A 17,025-nucleotide genomic window follows, 5' to 3' on the forward strand; every position below is an offset into this window, starting at 1 on the left:
GCCAGGCGAAGACGGTTCATCGCGCCGCCGCGAGCAGGCGGCGTGTGAGCTCGACCCAGTAGGCCGCGCCCACCGGGATCAGCTCGTCGTTGAAGTCGTAACGCGGGTTATGCAGCAGGCAGCCGCCCTCGCCCGGCCCGTTGCCAAGCCACACGTAGCAGCCCGGCTTCTCGCGCAGGAAGAATGCGAAATCCTCCGCCCCCATGCTCGGCCGCATCGCCGTGGTGACCTGCTCGGCGCCGACCAGCGCACGTGCAACCTCGGCGCACAGCGCCGCCTCGTTCGAGGAATTGACCGTGGCCGGGTAGCCGGCGCGGTAGTTCAGCGCGATCTTCACCCCGTGTGCGGCACCGATGCCGTCGCAGATCTCCTGCATGCGGCGGCGCACGGTTTCGCGCACCTCCTCGCGGAAACTGCGCACCGTGCCGGCCATCTCGACTCGGTCCGGAATGACGTTCTGCGCCTTGCCGGCCTGAAAGATGGTGGTCGACACCACGGCCGCGTCGAGCGGATCGACGGTGCGCGCGGCAATCGTCTGGAAAGCCTGCACCACGGCCGCCGCAGCCACTACCGGATCAACGCCCAGATGCGGCATCGCGGCATGGCAGCCAATGCCGGTGACTTCGATGTCGAAGCGGTCGGCCGCGGCCATCACCGGCCCGTCGTGGACGGCGATATGGCCTGCTTCCATGCCGGGCCAGTTGTGCAGGCCGAAGATGGCGTCCATCGGGAATCGGTCGAAAATGCCGTCGTCGAGCATGGCCTTGGCGCCAGCCATGCCTTCCTCGGCCGGCTGGAACACGAAATACACCGTTCCGTCGAAGTCGGGATGCTTGGCCAGCGCCTCGGCGGCGGCAAGCAACATGGTGGTATGGCCATCGTGGCCGCAGGCATGCATGCAGCCATCGTGGGTGGAACGGTGGGCGAACTCGTTGTGTTCCTGCATTGGCAGCGCGTCCATATCGGCGCGCAGGCCGATGGCGCGGCTACCCGAGCCGGCGCGCAGCACGCCGACCACGCCGGTCCCGCCAATGCCACCGTGCGTTTCAATGCCCAGCGCCTCAAGATGCCGCGCCACCAGATCGGCGGTGCGGTGCTCGGCGTAGGCCAGTTCGGGGTGAGCGTGAATGTCGCGGCGGATTTGGGCGTAGCGTGGCTGATCGCCTCGCAGCGCTTCGATGACAGTCATGGGAACCTCCGGAAAACGATGAAACGACGGCCATGGCATGACCGTCAGCGCGCAACAGCAGGCGCCTTAGCGCTGAGCCGCGCGCGCGGAGATGGCTTCGCGCACCATCCCGGCGATGATGGTATGCCCGTTCTCCTCAGCCCAGGTCACGGCGGTATAGCCGCGATCACTCTCACGCTTGAGGTCGACTTCGGTTTCGAGCATGCGTCGAACCACGTCGATATGGCCGTTGCGGGCGGCAAACATCATTGCGGTCGCGTTGTTCGGGGCCTTGGCGTTGACGTCCGCGCCCGCCCGGATGAGCAGATCGACGAGTTCGACATGCCCTTCGAAGGCGGCGTACATCAACGGCGTCCAGCCGTCGTGATCAATCTCGGCGCCGGCAAGAAGCAGGCGTTCGGCGATGGCCTGATTGCCGCGCAAGGCGGCCAGCATCAGGGCCGAGTCGCCGGCTTCGTTGCGATAGGAGATGCGCGCACCGCGCCGGACCAGCAATTCGACCACGTCGGGGTGATTCTCGCGCGCTGCAATGATGAGCAGGCTGTTGTTGAAGGCGTCGACGGTATCGGGGTCGATGCCACGGTCGAGCAGCGTCGCAAGCTGGTCAACCCGGCCCAGGCGGGCTGCGTCGAGCGAATCCTCATAGCTGCCAGCCAGCGCGCCAGTGCTGCCGAGCAGCAGGCTCGCGGCCAACACGAGGCCAAAACGTTTAGGACTGAAGTGCTTGGGCATGTGTGAATAACCTGAAAAAGTTGTCGCGGGTTGCACTGGCAATGCTTTCGACCGACTCGCCACGCAAACGTGCGATCTCTTCGGCGACATGCACCACCCAGGCGGGCTCGTTGGTACGTCCGCGATGCGGCACGGGCGCGAGATACGGCGAATCGGTTTCGATCAGCATGCGCTCAAGCGGCACCATGCGCGCCACTTCCTTCAATTCAACAGCATTCTTGAAGGTGACGATGCCCGAAAACGAAATATAGAAGCCAAGATCAAGCGCTGCAGCTGCAACCTCGCGGGTTTCGGTGAAGCAGTGCATCACGCCGCTGGCCTCCTCGGCACGCTCTTCGCGCATCAGGCGCAGCGTGTCGGCGGCGGACGAACGGGTGTGGATCACCAGCGGCTTGCCGCACTCGCGCGCGGCGCGGATGTGCGTGCGAAAGCGCTCACGCTGCCACTCGGGTTCGTCCTTGTGCCAGTGGTAGTCGAGCCCGGTCTCGCCGATCGCCACCACCTTGGGGTGGTCGGCCAGCGCGACCAGACGGGCCACGTCCGGCTCGTCCACGTCGAGGTTGTCGGGGTGCACGCCAACCGTGGCGTAGAAGCCGTCATGGCGCTCGGCAACGGCCAGCACGCGCGGAAAGTTCTCGAGCGTGACCGAAATGCACAGCGCCTGACGCACGTCGTTGGCCTGCATGGCCGCGACGATGTCGTCTTCGCGCTCGGCGAGTTCGGGAAAATCCAGATGGCAGTGGGAATCGACAAACATCAGGTACCGCTGGGGAAAGAAAACTCAGAGGGTGTGCGTCGGGCGGTTGGAACCGACCAGGCCGGCGAGCACAGTTTCGATGCGGCCGCGCAGGCCCTTGCCGGCTTCATCACCGGCAAAGTGCAGGCCCACGCCTTGGGTCTTGCCGCCCTGGGCGCCGGCCGGCGTGACCCACGCCACGGTGGCCGCGACCGCATGCTTGGTCGGGTCATCCATCAACTGCAGCAGCACGAAGACCTCGTCGCCGATCTTGTAGCTCTTCGGTGTCGGCACGAAAATGCCGCCATGGACGAAGAACGGGATGTAGGCCGCGTACAGCGCCGACTTCGAGTTGATGTTCATCGACAGGACGCTGGGGCGTACGCCCCCGGGGATTGCCTGTTCGCTCATGACCTTGCTCCGCTCACGACGCGCGCATAGCGCAATAGCATGTCTTCGAGCATCAGCCGCAGGTTCAGCGGATGCTGCGCGACCCGACGGATTCGCGCGAAATCATTGTAGCAGCTTGACGCACCGGCGATACCGGCCGGCCCCGCCAGCTTCTCCAGCAACGCCGCCTGCGCCGGAAAGAAGCGCGCCCCACCGCCCATCGCGACAGCGGCAAGGTCGCTGACCCAGCGCTGCATCCAGTCGGTCAGCATCACCACGTCCAGCCCGACCGACATCGCGTCCTTGCTGCGCAGCCAGCTCTCCCACTGTGCCGCCAGCGTCAGCGGGTCGGACGCCGGGAGGCGCGACACATCGCGCACAAAGCGCGCCAGCATCTCGCCCACACCCTTGTCCGCCAGCCGCTCGGCCGCCAGCGGCAAGCCCCCGGTGACCGCCAGCAAGGCCGCGTCAGCACCGCGTGCGGCCACCAGTTCGGCCGACGGTCGCGCGAATGCCCACTGCTGACAGCGGCTGCGGATGGTCGGCAGCAGCCGGCGCGGGGCAGACGACACCAGCATCAGCACACAACCCACAGGCGGTTCTTCGAGCAGCTTGAGCAGCGCGTTGGCGGTAAATCCGTTCATGGCTTCGGCCGGATCGACGATGACTACGCGGCGCGAGCTCTGGTGGCCGGTGACCATCAGCGCTTCCTGCACGTCGCGGATCTGGTCGATGACGATCTGCGAGGACTTGCGGCCCTTGGCATCCGGCTCGGCTTCTGCATCGGCGCCAGCATCCGCCGGCTCGACGCGCATCAGGTCGGGGTGGTTGCCGGACAGGCGCAATGTGCAGCCGGCACATTCACCACAGGCCTCGCCGTCGGCACGCGGTGAGCGGCACAGCAGGCGTGCGGCCATTGCTTCGGCCAGATCACGCTTGCCCACACCGGGCGGACCGACAAACAGCAGCGCATGCGGCAGACGCTCGCCAAGGCCGATCAGACGCTGCCAGGTGTCGGCAAGCCAGGGATGGATCATGGCAACAAGCGCTCCGTGACGACGGCTTCGACTTCGGCACGAATGGCGTCCGGATGGCGATCGGCGGAGATCACGCAGACGCGTTGCGGTGCGACCTGAGCACGCAGCAGATAGGCGTTGCGCACGCGCTCGAAGAAATCGCGCTGCTCACGCTCGAAGCGATCGGGCGCCGCACCGGTGGCGGCGACACGCGCCGCAGCCACCGCCGGGTCGAGATCGAATACCAGCGTCAGGTCCGGCTGCAGACCAGGATGCACCCAGGCTTCCAGCGCAGCGAACTTGGCCGCGTCCAGCCCGCGCCCGCCGACCTGATAGGCGTAGGTCGCGTCCGAAAAGCGGTCGCACACCACCCAGCGCCCGGCCGCCAGCGCCGGCATGATGCGCGCAGCCAGGTGCTCACGCCGTGCCGCAAACATCAGCATGGCCTCGGTTTCCAGATGCATGGGCTGGTGCAGCAGCAGTTCGCGCAGGCGCTCGCCCAGCGGCGTGCCACCCGGCTCGCGGCTCTGCTCGACCTCGATGCCGCGCGCCTGCAACAGCGCCACGACTGCGGCGATCTGCGTGCTCTTGCCCGCACCATCGATGCCTTCAAATGTGATGAAGCGTCCCTGCGTGCCCGCTGCACTCACTGACTGATCCCCCGGATATGGATATTTACGGCCCGATTGTGCTCGGTCAGCGTACGCGAGAACTGGCTGCTGCCATCACCGCGCGCAACGAAATAGAAGTATTCGGATTCATCCGGGCGCACCGCCGCCTTCAACGAAGCCAGCCCCGGCATGGCGATCGGAGTGGGTGGCAGGCCGGCGCGGGTATAGGTGTTGTACTCGTGATCGGTGTCGAGATGACGTCGCCGCAGCCGACCCTCGAAGGCTTCACCGTAGCCGTAGATCACCGTCGGATCGGTCTGCAGGCGCATGCCGATGCGCAGCCGGTTGGTGAAGACCGAGGCCACCAGGCCGCGCTCATCCGGCCGGCCGGTCTCGCGCTCGATGATGGAGGCCAGAATCAACGCCTCGTAGGGAGAATCCAGCGGCACGTCGGCATCACGTTCAGCCCAGGCATCGGCCAGATGCCGCTGCATGGCCGCATACGCCATGCGCAGCACCGAACTGGCGGTTGTGAAGCGCGGAAAACGATAGGTGTCGGGGAAGAACAATCCTTCCGGGTGCGACTCGTCGATACCCGCCGCCTGCAGCAACTCGGCATCCGTCATGTCGCGGGTGTCAGGGCGAATCCAGTCGTGAGACTCCAGTGCCGCCCGGACCTGGCGGAAGTTCCAGCCCTCGATCAGGCGAACCTCGGCATGCGCCACGTCACCACGATTGAGCCGGTCGATCACGTCCAGCGCCGACATGCCCGACGTAACCTCATAACCTCCGGCGACGATGCGCCCGCCCTTACCCGAGAGACGGGCAATCCAGTACAGCGCATCGGGCGATACCGGCACACCTGCGGCATGTGCCGCGCGCGCAGCCTGACGCATGGTGAAGCCGCGCTCGACCTCGAAATTGACCGGCGCCGACACGTCCAACGGGCGCAGCACAAACCATCCGGCCGCGGCGACAAGCACCACGGCGGCCAAAGACAGCATCAGGAAAATACGCAGTAACAAGGTCTTCATCGAATCAGCAAGCGGCCTGTAGGACCGCAGGCATGGCGCTTTGCGGCGGCCCGTATAATACTGCATCGACGTTGCCACTCCCCCGACCGAGCCATGACCCAGCCCTGGAACGAATTCCTCGCCGAAGAAGGCGCTCAGACCACCGAACTTGCCGTGCACTTCCCGGCCGTACCGGTCGACCCTGCCGGCTGCCACGCCGTGCCCTTGCTGCATCTGGCCTGCATCGGCAGCCGCGGCGAGGACACGTCCGAGTTCCTGCACAATTTGCTGTCGAATGACGTCAAGCATCTGGCCGCCGACGGCGCTGCCTGGAACAGCCTCAACACGCCCAAGGGTCGCATGCTGGCGAGCCTGTTGATGCATCGCGATCTGGACGGCTACGGCATCGTGCTATCGGCCGACATCGCGCCGGCCATTCTCAAGCGCCTGTCGATGTACGTACTGCGCAGCAAGGTCAAGCTGACGCTCGACGACGTCGTGCTGATTGGCCTGTGCGGTGCGAAGACCGCCGAGGTGCTCAGCGCTGCCGGCATTGCCGTGCCTGCCGAGGCCATGCGCCAGAGCATTTCCGATGGGCTGCGCTGCATCCGCATCCAGGGCGACAACTACGTGCTGATCGCCGATGCACAGCACGCCCCGGCGCTGTGGCTGCGCCTGCGTGATGCCGGCGCTCGCCCCGCCGGCACCGACCAGTGGCAGCTCGCCATGATCCAGGCCGGCCTGCCGCTGATCACCGCCGCCACGCAGGAGGAATTCGTGGCGCAGATGCTCAACTTCGAGCTGATCGGCGGCGTGAGCTTCAACAAGGGCTGCTATCCGGGGCAGGAAATCGTCGCCCGCACGCAATACCTCGGCAAGCTCAAGAAGCGCATGTACCGCGTACATGTGAACGGCGAGCGCACGCCCACGCCGGGCGATGACCTATACACACCCGGCTTCGGCGAGCAGTCGGCCGGCAAGCTGGTTAACGTCGCCGCGGCGCCCGACGGCGGTTTCGAAGCGCTGGCCGTGCTGCAAATCAGCTGCGCCGAGGCCGGCGAGGCCAGGCTCGGCGCGCCCGACGGCATGCCGGTCAGTTTTCTGCCGCTGCCCTACGCGCTGGCATGAGCGCCCCGGCTCAGTCATCGGTCGTCGAGCTGTACATCTATTACCGTGTGGACGATGTCGCTGCGGCAGTAGAGCGCGCCCAGGCCATGCAGCAGGCGCTGGCCACCCGCAGCGGTATCCGCGGACGCCTGATGCAACGGCGCGACGACGCGCACACGCTGATGGAGATCTACGCCGGCGTCACCGACGCCGCTGTCTTCGAAGCGGCACTGGCCGAGGCGGTGGCCGCCAGCGGCCTGGACGCCCTGGTGCAGCCCGGCACCGCCCGGCATGTAGAGCGTTTCGCATGTGTCTGATCGTCATCGGCTGGCACGCCCACCCGGACTACCCGCTGATCGTCGCAGCCAACCGCGATGAACACTTCGCGCGCCCGACGGCCCCGGCCCACTGGTGGGACGACGAACCCAAGGTGCTGGGCGGGCGCGACCTGAGCAGCCTCGGCACGTGGCTCGGGGTGACGCGCGACGGCCGCTTCGCCGCGCTGACCAATTATCGCAACCCCGCCGTGCAGCGCGCGCACGGGCCATCTCGCGGTGTGCTGGTGCGCGACGCTTTGACCGGCATCGCGCAGACCCGAAAGGTGCTGGGCCATGTCTCCAGCGTTGCCTCGCATTACACCGACTTCAACCTCTTCGTCAGCGACGGGCGCAGCCTCGGCATTCACGAAAGCACCGCCGGGCGCACGCGCCTGCTCGAACCCGGTGTGTATGCCTTGTCGAACCATCTGCTCGACACGCCGTGGCCCAAAGTCGAGATCGCGCGACAGCGCTTCATGGCCGCCCTGAATGGCCCGCAGACCGACGACGCCTTTCTCGACCTGCTGCTCGATGACCAGCCCGCAGCGGATCAGAAACTGCCGAAAACCGGTTTGAGCCTGGAATGGGAGCGCCTGATGTCACCCGTTTTCGTGCGCGCGCCCGGCTATGGCACGCGCTCGTCGACGCTGCTGTTCGTGCGCCGTGACGGCGCAGCGCGCCTGAGTGAATGGACGTGGGACGAACAGGCCGAAGAAGCCGGCCGGGTAAATCACGAGTTCAATGTCACGCTGCCGCCGCAGGACGAAGAGTGACCCGAGCCAGACGCTGATTCAGGCAAGGCGGCGGCGCATCAAGCGGTGCGCGATGCCGGCCTCGTCAAACACCGGCCCTTCGGCCACGAAGCCACGCTGGCTATAGAAAGCCTCGGCCTGAACCTGCGCATGCAGCACCACTTCGGCCAGGCCGCAGCGGGCCGCTTCGGCCACCAGCGCTTCCAGCAGGCGGGCGCCGAAGCCTTTGCCGCGCCATGCGCACGCCACCGCCAGCCGCCCGATGTGGCCGTCCGGCAACAGTCGGCCGGTGCCGACCACGTCACCGTCGACCTCGCACACTGCGTGCACGCACACCGGGTCGAACTCGTCACGCTCCATTTCCAGCGGCACGCCCTGTTCGCGCACGAAGACTTCGATGCGCAGCGGCATCACGCGCGCTTCGGCCTGCGCCCAGTCGAGCAGCGCCAGGCGTGCTTCAGTCACTGATGACGACTTCGGTGCCGACCGGCACGCGCTCGAACAACTCGATGATGTCGGCGTTGCGCATGCGCACACAGCCATGCGACAGCGGCACGCCCATGGGCTGGTCCGCCGGCGTGCCGTGGAGGTAGATGTAGCGTCGCATGCTGTCGACCGAACCGAGCCGGTTGAAACCCGGCTCGCAGCCCGACAGCCACAGAATGCGGCTGAGGATCCAGTCACGATCCGGGTGCTGCGCCGCCAATTCCGGCGTCCACACCTCTCCGGTCGGCCGGCGCCCGCGGAATACCGCCCCGGCCGGCGCACCGGCGCCGATGCGCGCGCGGATGACGTGGCGCCCGCGCGGCGTGCAATTACTGCCTTCCTGCTCGCCCGCGCCATTGGCGGCGGTAGACACCGACCAGGTGCGCAGACAGGCATCGCCCTCATCGAACAGACGCAGAGCCTGCTCCGGAATACTGATCTCGATTCGCATCACACCACCTGTGTCTTGTTGCGCCGCGCCGCGAAGAAGCCGCTGAGCAAGGCCCCGCATGCCTCGGCCAGCACCCCGCCAACGATCTCCGCGTGGTGATTGAGGCGCTTCTCGGCATACAGGTCGATCACGCTGCCGGCCACGCCCGTCTTGGGATCACGCGCACCGAACACGACGCGCGCCACGCGCGCATGCATGATCGCCCCCGAGCACATCGCGCACGGCTCCAGCGTCACATACAAGCTGCAGCCCGGCAGCCGGTAATTGCCCAGGCGAGTGCCCGCGTCGCGCAAGGCCATCACCTCGGCATGCGCCGTCGGATCATTGCCGCGGATCGGCTGATTGAAACCACGCCCGACGATCTCGCCGTCGAGCACCACCACTGCTCCCACCGGCACCTCGCCGCAGGCGCCAGCGAGCCGGGCCTGTTCCAGTGCAGCGAGCATGTAGGTCTCGTCAATGTCCATTTTCATCCTTCCCATGGCGGGAGTTTACCGGTCACGGCTGAACGCAGCGCGCCCTTCGAGAACGTCTCGGCATCACGCTCATCGTCGATCATGGGCGGCGTCCGGTGAGACGGCTCCCATGATGCGAAGCCGTGTCGCTGGGGTCAATTGCGGGTTCTTGCAATCTCCGCCGCCGGCCTGACATAGAATCGCACCCCAATCCCGACACGTTACCGCCCGCAATGATCGCCCTCAGACGCTTCGTCGAATCGACCTCTTTCCAGAACTTCGTGATCGCCGTGATCGTGATCAACGCGATCACGCTGGGTCTCGAAACCTCTGCCTCGGTGATGGCCTCGGCCGGCCCGTTGCTGGTGCTGCTCGACCGCGCCGCGCTGGCGGTGTTCGTTGTCGAAATCGTGCTCAAGCTGGTGGTGTATCGCCACAACTTTTTCCGCAGCGGCTGGAACGTGTTCGACTTTCTGGTGGTTGCCGTCACGCTGCTGCCCACCGGCGAAGGCCTCTCGGTGCTGCGGGCGCTGCGCATCCTGCGCGCACTGCGGCTGGTATCGGTGGTGCCGTCGATGCGCAAGGTGGTCAATGCGCTGCTGCGCGCCATCCCCGGCATGACCTCGGTGCTGACCTTGCTGCTGCTGGTCTTCTATGTTGCAGCGGTGATGGCGACCAAACTTTTCGCTGATCGCTTCCCGGAGTGGTTCGGCAGCATCGGCGCATCGTTCTACACGCTGTTCCAGGTGATGACGCTCGAATCGTGGTCGATGGGCATCGTGCGACCGGTGATGGAGGTCTATCCGCTGGCGTGGATCTTCTTCGTGATGTTCATCCTGATCACCACCTTCGCGGTGCTGAACCTGTTCATTGCCATCGTCGTCGATGCCATGAACACCACCGACCACCTGGAGGGCGAACAGACACGCGCGCTGGTCAAAGCCGACCACGACGAAATGATGGAACAGATGCGCACGCTGCGTGAGGAGATCGCAGCGCTGCGCAAGGAACGAAGTTAACTGAGCTTTTCGCGCAGGTGGCGGCGCACCGACAGTTCGCTGCCGCACCAGCCGAGCAATGCCGCAAAGGCAAGCAACGCCAGGCTGTCGGACAGCCCCGGACCGGTCAGTGCAAACACCGCGCCATAGGTGGCCGCCAGCCCTTCAACCGGCGTGGCCAGCGCATGCACGGCGAGCCACACGGTGATCAATGCCACGACACCGCCGAGCAAGCCCTGCAGGCTGCCGAACCAGTAGAACGGACGGCGGATGAAGGGGTCGGTAGCGCCCAGCAGGCGGCTCACATCGATCTCGTGACGCTGCGTCAGGATCTGCAGCCGGATGGTGTTGAAGGTAACGATTACCAGCGCAATGCCGAGCAGCAGCGCCAGCAGCAACACTGATGACTTGCCCAGCTCCAGCAGCGCATGCAGGCGCTCAACCCAGGCCGAGTCGAGCTGTACATGCTCGACGCCTTCCCACTCACCGAAGCGCGCCAGCAGCGTTTGATACAGCGCCGGGTCGGCCGTCGCGGGGGTAACCACGAAAGCATCCGGCAGCGGATTGGCGGCCAGACCGCCGAGCACGTCGCCCAGACCGCTGCGCTCTAGTTGGCGCATGGCCTCGTCGCGCGACACGAATACGTAGCTCGCCACGTCGCCGTCAGCGCCGAGGCGCTTGTCCATGTCGGCGATGTCGGCGCGCGCGGTTTCGTTCGCCAGGAAGATGCTCAGTTCCGGCGAGCCAGACACCCCGCGCGCCAGCGAGGCCACGTTGTCGAGCAGCAGATAGCCGGCCGCCGGCAGCGACAGCGCAATGCCCACCACCAGCGCGGAGAGCAGCGTGCCGACCGGTTGGCGCGCAAGACGGCGCACGGCGATGCCGATGGCGTGGGCATGCAGATGGAACCAGTTGTTCATGGCGCCAGATCCCTTACCAGCAAGCCCTTGCCGAGTATCAGCCGGCGCGGGCGCCATTCCATGAACAGGCGCTCGTCGTGGGTCGACACCAGAATGGTCACACCGGCCTCGTTGAAGGATTTGAACAGCGCCGCGATCTCGCGCGCGTAGGCTGCATCGAGATGCGCGGTGGGCTCGTCGGCAATCAGGATGGACGGGCGATTGACGATGGCGCGCGCGATCGCCACGCGCTGCTGCTCGCCGCCGGAAAGACCCGCCGGCATCTCGCGCTCGCGTCCAGCCAGACCGACGCGCTCGAGCGCCGCGGCAACTCGACGCGCAGCGTCGCGTGAGGACTGCCCGGTAATCACCAGCGGCAGCATGACGTTATCGAACACGCTGCGGTCATACAGCAGGCGGCTCTCCTGCAGCACCAGACCGAGGTTGCGCCGCAGATAGGGAATGGCCGAGGCACGCAGGCGCGAAACGTCCTGCCCGTTGATGCTGACCACGCCAGAGCTTGGGCGCTCGATGGCCGGAATCATTTTCAGCAGGGTGCTTTTGCCGGCGCCGGAATGGCCCGACAGCACCACCAGCTCGCCGTGGCGGATGGTGAAGCTGACGCCGCCCAGGCCGACATAGTCGCCCGGGTAGCGTTTGACGACTTCGTCGAAAACGATCATGCGGCGCTGCCGCGCGCAAACAGCGCGTCAACGAATTCCTTGACGCGGAACGGCTGCAGATCGTCGATGCCCTCGCCCACGCCGATGTAGCGCAAGGGCTTGGGATGCTGGCGCGCAATGGCCGCGACGATGCCGCCCTTGGCCGTGCCGTCGAGTTTGGTCAGCACCAGGCCGGTCACGCCGATGGCGGCGTCAAAGGCCTTGACCTGCGCCAGCGCGTTCTGGCCGATGTTGCCGTCGAGCACCAGCAGCACTTCGTGCGGCGCTTCCGGCAACGCCTTGGCGATGACGCGACGCACCTTGGCGATTTCTTCCATCAGGTGCAGTTGCGTCGGCAGACGGCCGGCCGTGTCGGCCAGCACCACGTCGATGCCGCGTGCCCGGGCGGCGTTCACGGCGTCGAAGATGACCGCGGCGGAATCGCCCTGATCCTGCGCGATCACCGTCACGCCGTTGCGCTCACCCCAGGTTTCGAGCTGCTCGCGCGCGGCGGCGCGGAAAGTGTCGCCCGCGGCCAGCAGCACACTCTTGCCCTGCGCCTGAAAATGCTTGGCGAGCTTGCCGATGGAGGTGGTCTTGCCGGCGCCATTGACGCCCGCAATCATGATGACGAAGGGCGTGTGACCCGACACATCCAGCGGCGCTTCGAGCGGCGCCAGCAAGTCGCGCAGCAGTTCGGCCAGCGCATCACGCAACTCGTTGGCGTTGGCGATTTCGTTGCGCTTCCAGCGTTTGCGCAATTCGTCGATCAGAAACTGGGTTGCCTCGACGCCGCAATCGGCCATCAACAGCGTGGCCTCGACATCCTCGAACAGTTCTTCGTCGATGCCGCGCAGGCCAAACAGCCCGGCGAGATTGCCGCGAGTACGCGAAAGGCCGGCCTTGAGCCGGTCGCCCCACGAAGGCCGCGGCGCGGTCGCAGCGACCTCGACAACACTTGCTTCCGGCGGCGTCAACGACTCCGGTTCAGGCGCTTCAGGCGCTTCGGTGTCGGGGCGGGGGGACTTCTTGAGGAAACCAAACATCAGGCGTCGAGTCTCTAGGGACGATTGCTGCCGGGCAGGCGTGCCGGCCATGATGGCGCTAAGATGCAGCGCCGCGCCGGTTTCGTGCCTGCCTCAGCAAGCCCGAAAACTGCCCCGGATTCTAACAGATGCAGGAACCCCGAATGCTCCGTCACGCACTGCCCGCGGTCGCCCTCGCGCTGACCGCCATTGCCGCACCGGCACCGGCCCTGGCCAACCCTTTTGAAACCACGCTGCCCAACGGCATGCATGTCATTGTCAAGGAAGACCATCGCGCACCCTCGGTGGTGCACATGGTCTGGTATGGCATCGGTTCGATGGATGAGCCCGATGGCGTGTCGGGCATCGCCCACATGCTCGAACACATGATGTTCAAGGGCACCGAGAAGCTCGCGCCGGGCGAGTTCAACCGTCGTGTGGCGGCCGCCGGCGGGCGCGACAACGCCTTCACCGGGCGCGACTACACCGCCTACTTCCAGCAGATTCCACCCAGCCGTCTCGACGAAATGATGTGGATGGAGGCCGACCGGATGGCCAATCTGGTCATCAGCGACAAGGAATTCCTGCCCGAGCGGCAGGTCGTCATGGAAGAGCGCCGCATGCGCACCGATGACAACCCGCGCTCGCTGCTGTGGGAGCAGCTGATGGCCACGGCCTACACCGCACACCCCTACCAACGCCCGATCATCGGCTGGATGGGCGACATCGAAAGTTACACAGTCGAAGACGCACGCCGCTGGCACGAGGCCTGGTATGCGCCCAATAACGCACGGCTAGTGGTCGTCGGTGACGTCGATCACCGCGAGGTGTTCGCGCTGGCCGAACAACACTACGGGCCGATTGCCGCCAAGGAGCTGCCCGAGCGCCGCATTTCGAGCGAGCCGCAGCAGCGCGGCACGCGTCAGGTCACCGTCGAGGCGCCGGCCGAGCTGCCGCACGTCGCACTGGCCTGGCACGCGCCGACGCTCAATGACGTCGAGGCCGACCGCGACGTCTATGCGCTGCAGGTACTGGCTGCCCTGCTCGACGGCTATGACGGCGCGCGTCTGCCACGTCGCCTGGTGCGCGAGGAACAGATCGCCGTGGCAGTAGACGCCAGCTACGGCGGCATCGCGCGCGGCCCTTCGCTGTTCACGCTGGGCGCCACGCCTGTTGCCGGCAAGAGCGTGGCCGAACTGGAAACCGCATTGCGCGAAGAGGTCGCGCGCATCGCCCGCGACGGCATCGAGGAATCCGAGTTGCGGCGCGTGCTGACGCAGACGCTGGCGGCCGAGGTGTACAAGCGCGATTCGCTGATGGGTCAGGCCATGGAGATCGGCTTTCTGGAAGGCGCCGGCATTTCCTGGCGTGACGAGGCGGCGCTGCTCGAAGGTATTCGCAAGGTCACCGCCGAAGAAGTGCAGGACGTTGCGCGACGCTACTTCGGCGACGGCACGCTGACGCGCGCCATCCTTGACCCGCAATCCCTCGACGCCGCAAGCCCCGCCAAACCCAACGCGTTTGGCGCCACCCGTCCCCAGATCGGGAGCAAGCAATGATGAATTTCCGCCTGCCTGCCGCCATGGGGCGGCTTGTGACCGCCCTCGTCCTTGGCGTTTCGGCCCACGCCGCAACGGCCGGCCCGGCCATCCAGCACTGGGTCGCCGAAACCGGCGCCCGCGTGTATTTCGTGCCGGGCGATACGCTGCCCATGCTCGACGTTCAGGTCGACTTCGCCGCCGGTTCGGCACGCGATCCGCAAGGCCTGTCGGGCCTTGCCTCGCTGGCGCGCGGTCTGCTCGACGCCGGCACCGAGAATCTGGACGAACAGGCCATTGCCGAGGCGCGTGCCGACACCGGCGCACAGTTCGGCGGCGGCACCGACAACGACCGCGCCTGGTTCTCGGTGCGCACGCTGTCGAGCGCCCCCGAACGCGATGCGGCGCTTGACCTGGCGGCCCGCCTGATCGCCCAACCGGCCTATCCCGCGCCCGTGCTGGCGCGCGAAAAATCCCGCGCCTCAGCGGGCCTGCGCGAGGCACTGACACGCCCCGCCACGCTGGCCGAGCGGGCCTTCGGGCGTCTGGTGTTCGGTGATCACCCGTACGGAGCACAAGTCACTTTCGAGTCCATCGAGGCGATCAGCCGCGATGCGCTGCTCGAATTCCATCGCAATCACTACACAGCGCGCAACGCGGTTGTCACCATCGTCGGCGATGCCGACCGGGCCGAAGCCGAACGCATCGCCGTGGCGCTGACGCGGGCCTTGCCGGCCGGCGCTGCCGTACCGCCGCCGCCCGCGCCGGAGATGCCGCAGGCCTCCACCGTACGCATCCCGCACCCGTCTTCTCAGGCCCACATCCTGGCCGGCATGCCCGGCATGTCGCGAAATGATCCGGACTACTTCGCGCTGCTCGTCGGCAACCACATCCTCGGTGGCAGCGGCTTGGTGTCACGCCTGAACCGCGAGGTGCGCGACGCACGCGGCTTTGCCTACAGCGTGTACAGCTACTTTGCGCCGCAAGCCGTCGCCGGCCCGTTCCAGATCGGGCTGCAGACCCGTGGCGGCCAGACCGACGACGCGCTGAAGGTGGTCAAGGACGTGCTGGCCGATTTCATCGCCGAAGGCCCGACCGAGGAGGAGCTCACTGCCGCGCAGGCCAACCTGGTCAACGGCTTCGGGCTGCGACTCGACTCGAACGGCAAGATCCTCGACTGGGTTGCCGTGGTCGGCTTCTATGGCCTGCCGCTGGACTGGCTCGACACCTATCCGCAGCACGTCTCGGAAGTCACCGTGCAAGGCATCCGCGATGCTTTCGCACGACGCGTCGAGCCAGCACACCTGTCGGTGGTGGTGGCCGGCGGCGACGGCGACAGCACGAAACCGTGAGCCGGGTTCGCATCGTTGGCGGGCAATGGCGCTCGCGGCTGATCGAGGTGCCGAAGCTGTCCGGCCTGCGTCCGACGCCGGACCGAGTGCGCGAGACGCTGTTCAACTGGCTGGGGCAGGAGCTGCACGGCATGCGCTGCCTCGACCTCTTCGCCGGCACCGGCGTGCTCGGGTTCGAGGCCGCCTCGCGCGGCGCAGCCGAGGTGCTGCTGGTCGAACGCGACGCACGCGCAGCAGCATCACTGCGTACTACTGCGCAGTCGCTGCAGGCCACTCAGGTAGAGGTGCTGCGTGCCGATGCGGTAGAATTCGCCCGCTCGACGTCGCGCAAGTTCGATCTGGTCTTTCTCGACCCGCCCTACCGCCAGGGCCTGCTGGAGAAGATCGAGCCCGCCCTGGAGCGCCTGCTCGTGCCTGATGGCTGGCTGTATGCCGAAAGCGAGCACCCGCTCACGCAGCTTGGCCGCTGGACGACGATCCGCGAGGGTCGCGCCGGCCAGGTTCATTTCCACCTGATGCGAGGTAGTAGCGAATGAGGGAAACCGTTGCGGTTTACCCCGGCACTTTCGACCCGTTCACGCGTGGTCACGAGGATCTCGTGCGCCGCGGCTCGCAGTTGTTCGACCGCCTCATCGTCGGCATTGCACGCAGCCGCGGCAAGACCCCGTTGTTCGAGCTCGACGAGCGCATCGAGATCGCACGCGAGGTCTGCGCGCCCTTTGCGAACGTGGAAGTAACCGGTTTCGATGGCCTGCTGATGGATTTCCTGAAGGCCAACGATGCGCGTGTGATCCTGCGTGGTCTGCGCGCGGTATCGGACTTCGAGTACGAGTTCCAGATGGCCGGCATGAACCGCAAGCTCTTCCCCGAGGTCGAAACCGTATTCCTCACACCGGGCGACGAGTACATGTTCATCTCGGCCACGATGGTGCGCGAGATTGCCCGCCTTGGCGGCGACATCGGAAAATTCGTTCAGCCGCAGGTCACCCGGCGCCTGCTGCACAAGTTTCAGCCGGACAGGTAACAGGAAAGGATTACAGCATGGCGCTGATGATTACCGACGAATGCATCAACTGTGATGTGTGCGAGCCGGAATGCCCGAACGGGGCGATCTACCAGGGTGACGAGATCTACGAGATCGACCCGAACAAGTGCACCGAATGTGTCGGACACTTCGACGAGCCGCAGTGTCAGCAGGTCTGCCCGGTAGACTGCATTCCGCTCAATCCGGATGTGGTCGAAACCAAGGACCAGCTGATGGAGAAGTTCGTTCTCCTCACCAACACCGCGGCCTGA

At 66.1% G+C, this 17,025-nt stretch carries 22 protein-coding genes; 9 read left to right on the forward strand and 13 right to left on the reverse strand.

The genetic code is table 11. The annotated features are described in order from the left end of the window. Positions 1–16: 16 nt before the first annotated feature. From AC6H0N_RS09805 to mltG, 7 genes are all read right to left on the reverse strand, one after another. Positions 17–1,189: a M20 aminoacylase family protein gene (locus AC6H0N_RS09805; protein WP_497573910.1), complete on the reverse strand. Its 1,173-nt coding sequence runs from the start codon at positions 1,187–1,189 to the stop codon at positions 17–19. Between the two features lie 66 nt (positions 1,190–1,255). Continuing rightward, complete coding sequence (locus AC6H0N_RS09810; protein ID WP_497573911.1) at positions 1,256–1,921, reverse strand: ankyrin repeat domain-containing protein; 666 nt, start codon at positions 1,919–1,921, stop codon at positions 1,256–1,258. Then, positions 1,899–2,678 (reverse strand): TatD family hydrolase, encoded by a 780-nt coding sequence (locus tag AC6H0N_RS09815; protein ID WP_497573912.1) that lies wholly within the window; start codon positions 2,676–2,678, stop codon positions 1,899–1,901. The genes AC6H0N_RS09810 and AC6H0N_RS09815 overlap by 23 nt, the downstream gene beginning before the upstream one ends. Before the next feature lie 24 nt (positions 2,679–2,702). After that, positions 2,703–3,068 carry a PilZ domain-containing protein gene (locus AC6H0N_RS09820; protein ID WP_497573913.1) on the reverse strand — a complete coding sequence of 122 codons (366 nt, stop codon included), beginning with the start codon at positions 3,066–3,068 and terminating at the stop codon, positions 2,703–2,705. Further along, entirely contained in the window at positions 3,065–4,084 is a 1,020-nt protein-coding gene (gene holB / locus AC6H0N_RS09825; RefSeq protein WP_497573914.1) for a DNA polymerase III subunit delta', read from the reverse strand. The genes AC6H0N_RS09820 and holB overlap by 4 nt, the downstream gene beginning before the upstream one ends. Further along, positions 4,081–4,713, reverse strand: coding sequence for a dTMP kinase (gene tmk / locus AC6H0N_RS09830; protein WP_497573915.1), 633 nt, complete (start codon positions 4,711–4,713; stop codon positions 4,081–4,083). The genes holB and tmk overlap by 4 nt, the downstream gene beginning before the upstream one ends. Then, entirely contained in the window at positions 4,710–5,708 is a 999-nt protein-coding gene (mltG, locus tag AC6H0N_RS09835; RefSeq protein ID WP_497573916.1) for an endolytic transglycosylase MltG, read from the reverse strand. Before mltG ends, tmk begins: the two co-directional genes overlap by 4 nt. A 93-nt stretch (positions 5,709–5,801) precedes the next feature. On the opposite strand from mltG, the gene ygfZ reads away from it, so the two are divergent. From ygfZ to AC6H0N_RS09850, 3 genes are read left to right on the forward strand one after another with little or no spacing between them, the layout of a single operon-like run. Beyond that, complete coding sequence (gene ygfZ, locus AC6H0N_RS09840) at positions 5,802–6,815, forward strand: CAF17-like 4Fe-4S cluster assembly/insertion protein YgfZ (RefSeq protein WP_497573917.1); 1,014 nt, start codon at positions 5,802–5,804, stop codon at positions 6,813–6,815. Further along, a complete protein-coding gene (locus AC6H0N_RS09845; protein ID WP_497573918.1) occupies positions 6,812–7,111 on the forward strand; it encodes a DUF4936 family protein in 300 nt (99 codons plus the stop codon). The genes ygfZ and AC6H0N_RS09845 overlap by 4 nt, the downstream gene beginning before the upstream one ends. Continuing rightward, a complete protein-coding gene (locus tag AC6H0N_RS09850; protein WP_497573919.1) occupies positions 7,102–7,884 on the forward strand; it encodes an NRDE family protein in 783 nt (260 codons plus the stop codon). The genes AC6H0N_RS09845 and AC6H0N_RS09850 overlap by 10 nt, the downstream gene beginning before the upstream one ends. 18 nt (positions 7,885–7,902) lie before the next feature. On the opposite strand, the gene AC6H0N_RS09855 is transcribed toward AC6H0N_RS09850, so the two are convergent. The 3 genes from AC6H0N_RS09855 to tadA are packed head-to-tail and all read right to left on the reverse strand — an operon-like array spanning position 7,903 to position 9,267. After that, positions 7,903–8,328, reverse strand: a complete 426-nt coding sequence (locus AC6H0N_RS09855; RefSeq protein WP_497573920.1) for a GNAT family N-acetyltransferase — start codon at positions 8,326–8,328, stop codon at positions 7,903–7,905. Then, entirely contained in the window at positions 8,321–8,800 is a 480-nt protein-coding gene (locus AC6H0N_RS09860; RefSeq protein WP_497573921.1) for a L,D-transpeptidase family protein, read from the reverse strand. The genes AC6H0N_RS09855 and AC6H0N_RS09860 overlap by 8 nt, the downstream gene beginning before the upstream one ends. Beyond that, positions 8,800–9,267, reverse strand: coding sequence for a tRNA adenosine(34) deaminase TadA (gene tadA, locus AC6H0N_RS09865; RefSeq protein WP_497573922.1), 468 nt, complete (start codon positions 9,265–9,267; stop codon positions 8,800–8,802). Before tadA ends, AC6H0N_RS09860 begins: the two co-directional genes overlap by 1 nt. Positions 9,268–9,488: 221 nt before the next feature. On the opposite strand from tadA, the gene AC6H0N_RS09870 reads away from it, so the two are divergent. Continuing rightward, on the forward strand, positions 9,489–10,274 hold the full coding sequence (locus tag AC6H0N_RS09870) for an ion transporter (protein ID WP_497573923.1): 786 nt from the start codon (positions 9,489–9,491) through the stop codon (positions 10,272–10,274). Here the strand turns inward: AC6H0N_RS09870 and ftsX are convergent. Genes ftsX through ftsY form a run of 3 tightly spaced genes read right to left on the reverse strand, consistent with a single transcriptional unit; the run spans position 10,271 to position 12,860 of the window. Next, entirely contained in the window at positions 10,271–11,173 is a 903-nt protein-coding gene (gene ftsX / locus AC6H0N_RS09875; protein ID WP_497573924.1) for a permease-like cell division protein FtsX, read from the reverse strand. The genes AC6H0N_RS09870 and ftsX overlap by 4 nt on opposite strands. Next, a complete protein-coding gene (locus AC6H0N_RS09880; RefSeq protein WP_497573925.1) occupies positions 11,170–11,835 on the reverse strand; it encodes a cell division ATP-binding protein FtsE in 666 nt (221 codons plus the stop codon). The genes ftsX and AC6H0N_RS09880 overlap by 4 nt, the downstream gene beginning before the upstream one ends. Further along, positions 11,832–12,860 (reverse strand): signal recognition particle-docking protein FtsY, encoded by a 1,029-nt coding sequence (gene ftsY, locus AC6H0N_RS09885; protein ID WP_497573926.1) that lies wholly within the window; start codon positions 12,858–12,860, stop codon positions 11,832–11,834. The genes AC6H0N_RS09880 and ftsY overlap by 4 nt, the downstream gene beginning before the upstream one ends. A 143-nt stretch (positions 12,861–13,003) precedes the next feature. On the opposite strand from ftsY, the gene AC6H0N_RS09890 reads away from it, so the two are divergent. From AC6H0N_RS09890 to AC6H0N_RS09910, 5 genes are read left to right on the forward strand one after another with little or no spacing between them, the layout of a single operon-like run. Beyond that, positions 13,004–14,398, forward strand: a complete 1,395-nt coding sequence (locus AC6H0N_RS09890; RefSeq protein ID WP_497573927.1) for a M16 family metallopeptidase — start codon at positions 13,004–13,006, stop codon at positions 14,396–14,398. Beyond that, entirely contained in the window at positions 14,395–15,729 is a 1,335-nt protein-coding gene (locus AC6H0N_RS09895; RefSeq protein ID WP_497573928.1) for a M16 family metallopeptidase, read from the forward strand. Before AC6H0N_RS09890 ends, AC6H0N_RS09895 begins: the two co-directional genes overlap by 4 nt. Continuing rightward, complete coding sequence (gene rsmD / locus AC6H0N_RS09900; protein ID WP_497573929.1) at positions 15,726–16,265, forward strand: 16S rRNA (guanine(966)-N(2))-methyltransferase RsmD; 540 nt, start codon at positions 15,726–15,728, stop codon at positions 16,263–16,265. The genes AC6H0N_RS09895 and rsmD overlap by 4 nt, the downstream gene beginning before the upstream one ends. After that, complete coding sequence (gene coaD, locus AC6H0N_RS09905; RefSeq protein ID WP_497573930.1) at positions 16,262–16,753, forward strand: pantetheine-phosphate adenylyltransferase; 492 nt, start codon at positions 16,262–16,264, stop codon at positions 16,751–16,753. The genes rsmD and coaD overlap by 4 nt, the downstream gene beginning before the upstream one ends. A gap of 17 nt (positions 16,754–16,770) precedes the next feature. Beyond that, the gene (locus AC6H0N_RS09910) at positions 16,771–17,025 is read left to right on the forward strand and encodes a YfhL family 4Fe-4S dicluster ferredoxin (RefSeq protein ID WP_497573931.1); all 255 of its coding nucleotides are present in this window, start codon (positions 16,771–16,773) and stop codon (positions 17,023–17,025) included.

The sequence above is a fragment of the Pseudazoarcus sp. NS34 genome (assembly GCF_059703725.1).